Annotated in this window: 13 protein-coding genes; 9 read left to right on the top strand and 4 right to left on the bottom strand. The window is 48.1% G+C overall.

Features of this window, described 5'->3' with window-relative positions:
- Positions 1-919 precede the first annotated feature (919 nt).
- Together KNQ02_RS15850 and KNQ02_RS15335 are read right to left on the bottom strand one after the other, a co-directional pair.
- The gene (locus KNQ02_RS15850) at positions 920-1,171 is read right to left on the bottom strand and encodes a DUF6290 family protein (RefSeq protein WP_353048363.1); all 252 of its coding nucleotides are present in this window, start codon (positions 1,169-1,171) and stop codon (positions 920-922) included.
- Positions 1,172-1,374: 203 nt separating this feature from the next.
- On the bottom strand, positions 1,375-1,827 hold the full coding sequence (locus tag KNQ02_RS15335) for a GNAT family N-acetyltransferase (RefSeq protein WP_214766207.1): 453 nt from the start codon (positions 1,825-1,827) through the stop codon (positions 1,375-1,377).
- Between the two features lie 284 nt (positions 1,828-2,111).
- Here KNQ02_RS15335 and KNQ02_RS15340 point away from each other — a divergent pair, with 284 nt between their 5' ends.
- A complete protein-coding gene (locus tag KNQ02_RS15340; protein WP_214809099.1) occupies positions 2,112-2,900 on the top strand; it encodes a DUF5694 domain-containing protein in 789 nt (262 codons plus the stop codon).
- Positions 2,863-3,486, top strand: a complete 624-nt coding sequence (locus KNQ02_RS15345) for a VOC family protein (protein WP_214809101.1) — start codon at positions 2,863-2,865, stop codon at positions 3,484-3,486. The genes KNQ02_RS15340 and KNQ02_RS15345 overlap by 38 nt, the downstream gene beginning before the upstream one ends.
- On the opposite strand, the gene KNQ02_RS15350 is transcribed toward KNQ02_RS15345, so the two are convergent.
- Complete coding sequence (locus KNQ02_RS15350) at positions 3,457-4,383, bottom strand: zinc-binding dehydrogenase (protein ID WP_214809104.1); 927 nt, start codon at positions 4,381-4,383, stop codon at positions 3,457-3,459. The two genes, KNQ02_RS15345 and KNQ02_RS15350, sit on opposite strands and share 30 nt — an antisense overlap.
- Before the next feature lie 177 nt (positions 4,384-4,560).
- On the opposite strand from KNQ02_RS15350, the gene KNQ02_RS15355 reads away from it, so the two are divergent.
- From KNQ02_RS15355 to KNQ02_RS15380, 6 genes are all read left to right on the top strand, one after another.
- A complete protein-coding gene (locus tag KNQ02_RS15355; RefSeq protein WP_353048362.1) occupies positions 4,561-5,196 on the top strand; it encodes a hypothetical protein in 636 nt (211 codons plus the stop codon).
- A 372-nt stretch (positions 5,197-5,568) separates the two neighbouring features.
- Positions 5,569-5,964: an RDD family protein gene (locus KNQ02_RS15360; RefSeq protein WP_088837214.1), complete on the top strand. Its 396-nt coding sequence runs from the start codon at positions 5,569-5,571 to the stop codon at positions 5,962-5,964.
- A 130-nt stretch (positions 5,965-6,094) separates the two neighbouring features.
- On the top strand, positions 6,095-6,556 hold the full coding sequence (locus KNQ02_RS15365; protein ID WP_214809107.1) for a GNAT family N-acetyltransferase: 462 nt from the start codon (positions 6,095-6,097) through the stop codon (positions 6,554-6,556).
- A gap of 123 nt (positions 6,557-6,679) precedes the next feature.
- Positions 6,680-7,384 (top strand): ABC transporter ATP-binding protein, encoded by a 705-nt coding sequence (locus KNQ02_RS15370; protein ID WP_214809110.1) that lies wholly within the window; start codon positions 6,680-6,682, stop codon positions 7,382-7,384.
- The gene (locus tag KNQ02_RS15375; protein ID WP_214809112.1) at positions 7,381-8,145 is read left to right on the top strand and encodes an ABC transporter permease; all 765 of its coding nucleotides are present in this window, start codon (positions 7,381-7,383) and stop codon (positions 8,143-8,145) included. The genes KNQ02_RS15370 and KNQ02_RS15375 overlap by 4 nt, the downstream gene beginning before the upstream one ends.
- A 135-nt stretch (positions 8,146-8,280) precedes the next feature.
- Positions 8,281-8,607 (top strand): SMI1/KNR4 family protein, encoded by a 327-nt coding sequence (locus KNQ02_RS15380; protein WP_157898485.1) that lies wholly within the window; start codon positions 8,281-8,283, stop codon positions 8,605-8,607.
- A 93-nt stretch (positions 8,608-8,700) separates the two neighbouring features.
- Here the strand turns inward: KNQ02_RS15380 and KNQ02_RS15385 are convergent, their stop codons facing one another.
- Positions 8,701-9,453, bottom strand: coding sequence for an SDR family oxidoreductase (locus KNQ02_RS15385; RefSeq protein ID WP_214809115.1), 753 nt, complete (start codon positions 9,451-9,453; stop codon positions 8,701-8,703).
- A 127-nt stretch (positions 9,454-9,580) separates the two neighbouring features.
- On the opposite strand from KNQ02_RS15385, the gene KNQ02_RS15390 reads away from it, so the two are divergent.
- Positions 9,581-10,291 (top strand): tubby C-terminal domain-like protein, encoded by a 711-nt coding sequence (locus tag KNQ02_RS15390; RefSeq protein WP_214809119.1) that lies wholly within the window; start codon positions 9,581-9,583, stop codon positions 10,289-10,291.
- The last annotated feature ends 391 nt before the right edge of the window (positions 10,292-10,682 follow it).

Below are 10,682 nucleotides of genomic sequence, written 5' to 3' on the forward strand. Positions count from 1 at the left end.
CGCATTTGCTTTGACGTGTGTCGAATCGATAAACAGGACCACTGGGTCCACGAATCCAGCATCGACGCCTTGGGTCAGAATTTTGTAGACTCCAAAAAGAAGTAATCATTACTTCAATTGTGTTCAATTGATAGTACACCATCATTTCTCGTCTTTATTAACAACCTGCATAGTAACTTCTCCTAATAACATTATATCCACTAATCAGGAGTGATAATCACGTGCATTTCATAGTTCTTAATACTAAATCATTTACGATGTAATCATCTGAGTTAATGCAGGAATAAAAGGAGAGAGAATTGTCATGTAATTAGCAGCATTTGTTATAAATTTTGTATAAGACTGATTGAAAGCAAAAGTATTTTGATTGCTTTCCATATCGTTTACCAATAATCTCAACTCATGTAACTCGTCTTTATTAGCGACGTTATCATTAAGATTTTTTTTATTTCATCGAATAGATCATGATTCGAAGTGTTTACTACGTTGATTGACTGATCCGTTGAACGATTATTAACTCGATTGAATACATTGTTTGTTAGTTTACCTTTTACCCAATCTCCTACTTGAACATCTACTTCCTTCGGAAAACCAATATAACCTCGTTTAGTAATTTCATCGCTATTCATCATTCCCCTAGAAACACCTAAGTTCTGACCACCTCATGTTAATTCAAAGTCTTCTCCGTGAGAATGTAATAATTGTTTAACAATTGACATTGTATGTTCTCCTTTTTTAATCAATTATGTAAGCACCATTTAATTATAGTTTAAAATTACAGGAAAATTAATTATATAAAACGGTCGTTTAATATAAAAATCTAATATGCTGTATTTTGCAATAGGTTTGTGGTTCTTACGCAATGTTAGTGAGGTGATGTTTTCAATACTATGGGAATAGAGTTGAAAAGGACTGATTCCTATGTACGAAATCGAAAAACTGGGTCTGCGTATTCGCATAATAACGATGGAGAAGAACGATCATGAGACTCACCTGATGGTGCATCTTGTTTCGTATTCTCGAACGTAACAGTTTCAAATTTCTTTTCGTGTGCTGCCATTAAAATACGGTAGCGTGTCAAATTGTTTTCATTCTCGATACGATTAAGAATTAAATCACGCATGAGGTGAGAAATTGTGATGTTCTTTGCTTCTGTGTATGTTTGGACCATATGTAGATCCTCTCATTGTGTGCAGAACATAATTGCATAAATTGTGAACTGTGAGGAGGATATCTGATGACACGTTTCTTTGCTCGAGCTACTCCCAATTGATTTGTTGTTCGTAAGGGCTGACTGATTGTGTAAAAGCAAGGCAAGGTTCGTCTCCGTATAAAATCGAGACGAGCTGTTTGGTATGAAGGAAGTAGAAACTTTTATATGTCTTGAGACAACCGAATCATGTCTGTGCACCGGATACCGTTTTCTACAATCTCCTCTTCGTAGTGCCTCAAGAAGAAATTCAAGTCGACTCCGACGATCCGAAATCCACATTTTTGATAAAGCGCCAACTGACCGATGCTTGAATTTCCTGTTCCGATTTCGATGGTTGTATAGTCCATCGCTTGTGCAGTTTGGATGGCATGTCTTAAAAGACGTTTTCCTATGCCGTTACCTTGATGTCTCGCCTCTACTGCAAGATTTACAATTTCAATCGTTTGCGGTCTTGTCGGGAGAAGCACATACACGCCAATCCGTTGATTCCTAGATTCAGCTATGAAACATCGACCTCTCTTCAAGTATTCATCAACTATTTTCTGAGAAGGGTCTGCTGATAACAAAAGTTCCATCGGAGGGTTCTCATGAACGGACAGTTGACGGATGTTCATATTCATAGACGGATACTCCTCGCGGACTAATTTTGACGTGCTTCCTTTTTTAATTCCTTTAAATTCACTGAGCTGACATGAATCGGTTCGGTTTTTTCTGCCGGATTGAATCTTTCGGCAAGTGTATAGATTCTGCATCGCAGTTCGTCTTCTCCTTCTACTTGGAGGGAAGTCAGGTCGAGTCGCCTCTTGCAATCAGCGAGAGGGCTATTTTAACGAAACGGACTAGGATTAGCCTGCTGTTTACAGTAAAATGGAAATAGTAGAAAAGGGAGGTATATTCGATGGCACAACGCGCGACCGTATTACTCGTCGGGACCGTTCATTTGGACCGTCCTGATAACGGAGACTTGTTTCGTCCGCGCATCTTTGATGTGTTTTCAGACGAACGGCAGCGGGAGATTCAACAGGTCGCCGAGGTCCTGCAAACATTTCGTCCGACAGAAGTCGCGCTAGAGACTTTGCCTGAGCAGGCGGGTGCACTGAATGCCGACTATTCCGCTTACCTCAAGCAAAGCTTTACGCTGACGGCGAATGAACGCCATCAACTCGGGTTTCGAGTAGCGCGCTTGGCAGGTCTGGCCGGTCTACAGGCGGTGGACTGGAATCAGACGGTGGAAGGTGTCCCGAATCTTGCGGAACTCGAACAGCTCGACCCGGTCGCGTTTGACCGCTTGATGCGTGCCGAACAACAAAAATCCGAGTCACTCGAAGCGACATTGCTCGAGCAGACCTACCTCTCGTTCCTTGAACAACTAAATGACAAACAGGCGGTCGAAGCAAGTCACCGGACGTACCGGCAACTCGCCCGGCTAGATCCGGCGACGCACGTCGGGGCGAGGTGGGTCATCCAGTACTGGTACTACCGCAATCTGTTGATCGCGAACCGGATTCTTGATTTGGCGGAGCCGGGGGAACGGATTCTCGTCCTCTATGGTGCCGCCCATTTACCGCTATTAAAACAATTTTTAGACGACAGTGGGGGCGTCGATGTGATGACGTTCCCTGAACTGATCGCGAAGGGGAGTAACGCCGATGTTGTTTCATTATCATCTTTGGACGCCGAACGTTGAGGCGACGGAGCAGTTTTATGAAAAATTAGGCTTTGCGGTCACACAGCGGATCGGAAAGACCGACGGCGCGTTTTCGGCGTTTGATCCGCCGTTGACATGGGATGACTTCCGGGACGACGGGATCCGCTTTCGAATCATCGAGATGAAACGCGGCGCCATCAACGTCACGTTCGGTCACGGGAAAGCCGTCCGTTTCGACCATCTCGGTTTTCTCGTGACACCCGAACAACGGACACTGCTTCTCGAACGTGCACAACAGATGGGCTGGACCATCCAAGCGAATGACCGGCGGACGTTCATCCAGACCCCGTACGCCTGTCGGATTGAACTGCAGACGCATCACGATGCGATTTTATCGAACGGTCCTCATCTGAAACGGCTTGAACTGGCGACGAAACAAGTCGGCTTTGAACAGGAGTTGAAGCGGTTGTTCGGCCATGCAATCGATGAAGTGACGACGGTGCCTGGTGATCATACCGTCTTACAGCAAGTCGTCTTTACGGGGGAAAACATCGAAGCCGTCGATCCGAACGGCGTGTCTGTCAGACAAACACGGTCACCAGTCGTAGCTGACAAACACTTTTAACGGTTTTGCACCTGCCTGTAAAGCCTCGAAACATGGAATCAAGTCCGACCAATCGACCGACTGCTCAAACAGCTTGAACAAGGCAGGCGTCTTTCGGGCGGCCGGCAAAAACCAGTCCGCATGGGCGCGGTAATCGAGCCCGTCACTCGATCCGACGATCCGTAACTCTTTTGCATAGAAGCTTGGGCAGAGCGACAAGACGTCGTAATTGCCGTCAGAGAGAATGCAGAGCTGACCATGGGGGACGAGTGCCTCCTGAAGATGCGCAAACGCGGTTTGCCGTCCCGAACATTCGAGGGCAGCGGCATAGGTATTCAGCTCGAGGTAGTTTCCGGACGTAACCGTGCGGGTTGCCCCGAGCTGTTTTGCGAGTGCATGTCGCCTTTCGTCCGGGTCGACGGCGTCAATGCGCGAGAGACCGAAGTAGTGACGTAGGTAAAAGACGGTCAATAACCCGATCGTCCCGAGCCCGGTCACGGCGACGGCATCCGACGGACGGGGATTAAGTTTATGGACGCCTTTTGCGGCGTCACACGATAAAATCGTCAACAAGGCGAGTTGCGGCGGCAGGTCGCGCGGGACGGGAATGACTTTTGCTGCGCGGACGATGGCGATGTCGTGATGACCGTAAAAAGCGACGACGCGGTCACCGACACGGATGTCTGAGACATCCTCTCCGATTGCCAGCACTTCCCCGTAACTCTCGTATCCCGTTTCCTTCGGATAGGTCGGGGCGAGGTCTGACCGGTCAGTCGCCATGACTTGCGGCAATTCCGCGCCGATGCTGATTGCTCCATGTAATGTCTGGATGAGTAGTTCATCTGCTTGCAAGGGCGCTAGGGGTTGCTCGACCCACTGGAGCGTCCGGGGGGCCGTCAATTGCAGTCTGTGTGGCATGCGTTCAGTTCCTCCGTTTTCTTAACATGAATATCCTGATAATGGAATTATAACATGAAGGTAAATCAGTATATGACAATTTTGTAAGGTTGAAAGAAACATCGATTGCCCGATTTTCAAAGTGTTTTCTGCTATGCTGAAAAGGTAGAGCGGAGCTCACGAGTATCTAAAAAGGAAGTGGCGAACATCGAGCAGATTGAGATGTCGATCCATCGTGGATTAGTGGAATTAAAAATGTTAGATAAACGGATTAAAAAAGGTCAGCTTGGTCACTTTATCGGATTGCATACGGGAGACAAACCGCCTGTCGGTTTTCCGAACGTCGAACAGTTCGCGACGGAAGCGGCGGCAAATCTCCAGTCGATTCGCGCATTGATTGAGCGTCGAAATCAAATCAAAGCAGCGATTACCGCATCGAATGCCGTGACGCGTGTCCGAATCGCCGGGACCGAGATGACGGTCGCGGAAGCGATTGATCGTCGCGATACGGGTCTTGACTACGATCGCCAATTGTTACAAACGCTCAAAACACAACTGCATGAAGTGGAGCAGACGATTGAACAGGAACGTATCGAGATCGAGCGGCGTGCAGAAAATCATATCGAAGCGACATACGGTGCGCGTGAAAAAGGGGACGCGGAAGAAATTGAAAAAACGCGTCGTCTGTTCATCCAACGATTAGAACCGAAATTGATTGACCCCTCCGGTCTTCGGCAAGTCATTCAACAGTTAGACGAGTCAATCGACGCATTTGATGCCGAAGTCGATTTCAGTCTATCTGAAAGTAATACACTTACGAAAATATTAATCTAAACCTACCGTCCTGTTTGTCTGATGATTTCATAACCGAACACGCGTCGTCCGTGCGATAACGGACATCTTCTAATCGGTTGACCGATTAGCATCCAAGATGGTCCTTGCGACCGTCCGGTCAAAGCTGAATGTTCAACGATCAAAGGACAACGCTGACGCTTCAACACTCAAACAGATTACTGTTCAAACATCAACGGTCACCGTTCGATTAAATCCATGAGAAAACGGGAAAAGAGAGGGGATGTTCGTTGCCTCTGAAGTCACCGCATGGCTGGGCAGACAGGACGTTTCATCGTTTTGCATGACGCCCCTTCTTTCTTCAGAAAAAGAAGGGGCATTTTTTTAAATTCAAATCGAGAAAGGATGATTTAAATGGAATCCCTCACAAAACGAAGAATCGGAGCGGCTGTCGTTAACTTGATGGTGAACGCTGTCATTGTAAATGTCCTTGAAGAAACAGTTCTCAAACGGGTCAAACGTCCCGTCATCCGTGGCATCGTCACCCAGTCCGTCGTCGATGTCGTCATGGAAACGGTTCAATTACGCTTGACGGATGGCCGAACGGTCGGCAGTCGTGTTATGGGACTTCGTGTCGTCAGTCAAGACGACCAACCGTTGAAAACGACACAAATCCTTAAACGGATTGCTTACCGTGAAGTATTCACAGCAGGGAAATTCTTTAAGGACCGTCAGCGTTATCTGGAGGATGCCTCCGTTTTACCGGAAGATGAGTTTGCGAAAACACGTGTCATTCGTGAAGGACGGTAAAATCGCTTGTTTCATTGATCCATGTACGCTATAACCCGTATCGCGCTTAGTCTGTTGAAGCGATGCGGGATTTGTTCGTGTCTTGAGCAGACTGTAGAGATCACAAGAACGCAGAGGAGGTGAATGGCCAATGAATCCTTTCATGACGATCGAAGACATTAAGGACGCGAATCTGGCCGCGGTTCTCGGATTAAAAGTCGCAGCCGCGCAGCGCGTATATATCGAAACGAACGCGCAGTCGCTTCAGGAAGCGATGAACGATCACGACCACGGTTGGCGTTGTTATGCCTTATGCGAAAACAGGCAGCCGGTCGGGTTCATGATGATTGGTGCTGAAAACCGGACGGACAAGTACATCTGGCTTGACCGGTTCATGATCGGTCAGCAGTATCAAGGACGAGGCTTAGGAACGCAGTTTTTAAAACGAGCAATCGGCTTCATCGAAGACCATTTCGAAGTCGATGAAATCGTGTTGAGCTTACACACAGAAAATACGCATGCCAAGTATTTTTACGGGCAAGCGGGCTTTACTGATATCAAACGGATCGATGAAACGAACGGCGAAGAAATCTGGGTCTATCGTCTGACGTGATGTCCGCGATTCGTTCATCTGTATGGTGTAAGCCTTGTGCATCTGTCGAACCTTCTCGCTGTCCGCGCGGCAACCGTCCCTGCTACACTAGAAAAAACGACCAAAAAGGTGAGGTGGAGTGGTGTGGCAGTCATTGAATTTAAGGATGTCCAGTACAAATCGATACTCAAAGGAATTTCCGGGACGTTTCGGGAAGGAAAAATCACGACGCTCGTCGGACCGAGCGGTGCCGGGAAAACGACGTGTCTGAAACAAATCAACGGATTACTTTCCCCGGACGCCGGGACGATTTACTTTAAGGGGACCGATTTAAAAGACATCGATATGATGGAGCTTCGAAAAAAGATTGGCATGGCCTTTCAAAGTGCCCCGATGATTGCGGGGACTGTGTACGACAATTTGAATCTTCCGAAAGCGATCTTCGACCAGACACTGGAACAGGAAGAGGCAAAACGACTGTTGGAGCGGGTCGACTTAAAAGAGATACCGTTGACACAAAACGTTAAAGAACTATCAGGAGGCGAAAAAAGCCGCATCGCGATCGCGCGGACACTCGTCAACCGACCGGATGTCCTGCTGCTCGACGAGATCACGGCCAGTCTCGATTACCGGATGGTCAAGGAAATCGAGGCGCTCGTCCGAAAAGTTCAACGGGAATTCAACGTGACGGTGATTTGGATTACGCACGATCTCGAACAGGCGCGCCGTGTCAGTGATGACATGTGGTTCTTAAAAGGCGGGCAATTGATTCAACAGGGAACGATTGAATTGATTGAGGACTCGGATAATCCCGTCATCGAAGCGTTCGTCAAGGGGGTCGACCAATGAGTTACGTGCAACTCGCTTCCGCCTTAGTCTTCATCTTGATTCCATTGGTGCTGACATATACGTTAAAGCTTGGACTGGGCAACGACATTTTGATTGCGACGGTCCGGTCGATCGTCCAGTTGTTGATTGTCGGTTATATCTTGACGTTCGTTTTCGAAAGTGACAGTAAAATTTACATCGGGTTGATGATTCTGTTGATGATTGTCGCGGCGACGCTCAACATCATCAAAAAAGGTGACGGAATTCCCGGGATTACCGGTATCATTTTACTGACGTTAGTCAGTGTCGAAGTCTTGACGATGGGCATCATGCTTGGTCTTCGAATCATTCCGTTCGAAGCGCAGGAAGTCATTCCGATCAGCGGGATGGTGATCGGCAACTGTATGATTTTGTCGCTCCTGTTCCTGAATAAGTTCAAGGATGAGGTCGAACGGGGCGATGAAGTCATCGAGCTGATTTTAGCGCTCGGGGGTACTCCGAAAACAGCGATCGACCGAAGTTTGAAAAGCGCCATCAAGACGAGTATGATTCCGACGATCGAGGCGCAGAAAACGATGGGACTCGTCCAGCTTCCCGGCATGATGAGCGGTTTGATCATCGGTGGAGCCAATCCGATGGAGGCCGTCATGTACCAGTTATTAATCCTGTTCCTGATTTTGACGAATGCTGCCGTGTCTTCCGTCATGGTCGGCTACCTGTCCTACCGGAAACTGTTTAATCAAAAAGCCCAATTCCTTGGGTTGACCAATCGAAACGACTGAGCTACCCTAGAAAAATACGTAATGACGCTAACAGATTTCGGGAGTTTCCGAAGTCTGTTTTTGTTTACTAACATAAAGAAGCATCAAACTGAAGATGAAACAGCGACGTGCTACTAAAAGGGATGTGAAGAAGAAGTGATGACGATTGAACAAGTAATGGCGATGTTACCGGTTGAGGAAGAAGAAATACGATTGACAGATGTCGATGGATTGCCACGTTATGCATGTGTTCATCCGGTTGATCTGTTTGAGGAATCACAAGCGATTTTTCGGAGTATCATTGAAGTCGAACACCATCAAGCGGATCGATTAAAATCATGGTACATTATCGGATACGAAGACATGGATGGGGACCTGTTATGTGTGGATCTCGTAACGAGCGAAGTGATGGTCGTCGGTCATGAAACACTGGAACGCGAAGAAGTCGTCGCTCCGTCCTTGACTCAATTTTTGCAGGGATGACGTCTGATTCGTATGCAACATAAGAAAACGAAAAAGGTCACCGGACGTCATCGTCCAGTGACCTTTTCGTTCGCCGACTAACGGATTATGCCATTATTGACGGATAAAGCCACCTTCCGAATGCAGAACTTGCCCGGTGATCCAGGCACCTTCGTCACTAACGAGAAATGAAATCAAGCGGGCGACGTCGTTTGGTGCCCCGATGCGGCCAAAGGGAAATTTCGGTAGCAGGGCGGAGCGGATCTCATCCGTCATCCAAGTCGAGTCGGTCGGACCGGGGTTGACGGCGTTGACCGTCACGCCGAACGGGGCAACTTCCTGGGCGAACGTCTGCGTAAAAGCAGAAATCGCACCTTTCGTCGCGACATAAGCAAGTTCACCCGGCATCGGTCCGCGTTCCTGGCCGGATGTCATGTTGATGATCCGTCCTGAGGATAACGGTGACGCTTGCAGGTGGCGGGCGAACTCGACCGATAACAGTAACGTCGAGCGGATATTGACCGCATAGTGGGCGTCGAGCGCTACGGCGTCAAGTGACAAGTAGTCAGTTTGCGTCGAGTGAGCGGCGTTGTTGATTAAAATCGACGGTTGGCCGAGCGTCCCAACGACGGTTTGATGGACAGTTGCCGCCGCCGCCGGATTGGCTAAGTCAATCCGGAATCCTCTTGCCCGGACACCGAATGTTGCTAACTCCGCTTCAAATGATGGGATCCAGTCGGCTTCCGCTTGCCAGGCGGTGAAAAAAATCTCGATGCCTCGTGCGGCAAGCGTCCGACAGATCGCTGCCCCGATATCCCGTTCGTGACTGGCACCGGTCACGAGTGCGATTTGTCGTTGTTCAGTCATGCTGCATCTCCTCCTTGAATTCCATCCATTAACATATTTTAACTCATTTAGATAATCCTTACTATCGTAATCGTGCTAGTGTACACTAAAACCAGGATTAACGAGCGGGTATTAAAAGGAGGCAAGAATGACGATGGGTGAAATGTTGTTATTGTATGGATTATTGACGATTGGAATGGTCATCCGCTTCCTCTTAACCGGCATGTTCAGTTGGCTGGAATTTGGTCTGATTTCGCTGCTTCTGCTCGCAGCACTTGGTGGCGCGCTTCTCGATTACTGGCAAATCAGACGCGACATGCGGTACGTGGGACGCGCGAACACGTTAACGACACGGTGCGTCGAACGGACGACACGACGACCGAAATACGTGCTGGAAGGTGCACAGCAAATCGGGTCCTATCGACGGAGCTATCCAAAAGGATGGCAGTTTTTATTCGTTCAGCTCTCGGCAAAGCTGCGGGGGTGGTTCTTGAATCTGAACTTCAGTTTTTCCGACCGTACGTTTTCTTACGTCGAACAACGGAGTTCTCTTCTAGCGCGGAATCAAAAGTGGCTCGTCTACGAAAACGGTGAAGTCGTAGGCACGGTCCGGACCGACGCGTCACTGAAACGGATGAGTACGTTTAAAGAAGTCATGCTCCTGTCCTATCAAGACGTCGAGTACGAAGTCACGTCCTCGACGTTATCCTCGAAGATTAAAGTCTGGCGAGGGACTGAGGTGATTGCGACGAGTAAAGCGAACTTGCGGTCCGACGTAACGTTTAAAGTCAAGGAGCAGCAAAATCAGTCCCTGATCTTGTCGGTGCTCGTATTGTTCCATTATCATTTTCAATCGTAAGTCGAAAGAAATGAGTGTTCATGAAGCGCGTAATCATTCATTGGTGTATGATTTAGGAACACTTCAGTGAAAGACGGGAGGCATCGAGATGGATAAAACAGATGGCTGGATCATCGTCAGCGTATTGGTCGGATTGTATTTCGGGTTATTCGCTAAACCGAAACGCGTGACTGGAAAAAAAGCAAAGTGACAAAAAACCATGGAGGTCGTCCTCCATGGTTCAGCGTGTAGACAAACTAGATGGAAGGTCACTTGAATGTGATTTCCCATCTTTTTTTGGGCTCTCTCTTTCCTTCCTAATTGTCTTCCTGTGGCAAACATCGCGCCGCTTCGCTTCGCTGCAGGGTCGCTCCTGTTTGCTTTCCACTAGGAAGCGATTAGATCGGAAATC

It is taken from the genome of Exiguobacterium sp. s102, assembly GCF_018618635.1.
Classification (GTDB): Bacteria; Bacillota; Bacilli; order Exiguobacteriales; family Exiguobacteriaceae; genus Exiguobacterium_A; species Exiguobacterium_A oxidotolerans.

Excerpts from the sequence above, each read along its gene's own strand:
- KNQ02_RS15365 (WP_214809107.1), top strand. The coding sequence starts at position 6,095 with ATGAATCCTTTCATGACGATCGAAGACATTAAGGACGCGAATCTGGCC.
- KNQ02_RS15335 (WP_214766207.1), bottom strand. The coding sequence starts at position 1,827 with ATGAACATCCGTCAACTGTCCGTTCATGAGAACCCTCCGATGGAACTT.
- KNQ02_RS15850 (WP_353048363.1), bottom strand. The coding sequence starts at position 1,171 with ATGGTCCAAACATACACAGAAGCAAAGAACATCACAATTTCTCACCTC.
- KNQ02_RS15340 (WP_214809099.1), top strand. The coding sequence starts at position 2,112 with ATGGCACAACGCGCGACCGTATTACTCGTCGGGACCGTTCATTTGGAC.
- KNQ02_RS15390 (WP_214809119.1), top strand. The coding sequence starts at position 9,581 with ATGACGATGGGTGAAATGTTGTTATTGTATGGATTATTGACGATTGGA.
- KNQ02_RS15375 (WP_214809112.1), top strand. The coding sequence starts at position 7,381 with ATGAGTTACGTGCAACTCGCTTCCGCCTTAGTCTTCATCTTGATTCCA.
- KNQ02_RS15360 (WP_088837214.1), top strand. The coding sequence starts at position 5,569 with ATGGAATCCCTCACAAAACGAAGAATCGGAGCGGCTGTCGTTAACTTG.
- KNQ02_RS15350 (WP_214809104.1), bottom strand. The coding sequence starts at position 4,383 with ATGCCACACAGACTGCAATTGACGGCCCCCCGGACGCTCCAGTGGGTC.
- KNQ02_RS15345 (WP_214809101.1), top strand. The coding sequence starts at position 2,863 with ATGTTGTTTCATTATCATCTTTGGACGCCGAACGTTGAGGCGACGGAG.
- KNQ02_RS15385 (WP_214809115.1), bottom strand. The coding sequence starts at position 9,453 with ATGACTGAACAACGACAAATCGCACTCGTGACCGGTGCCAGTCACGAA.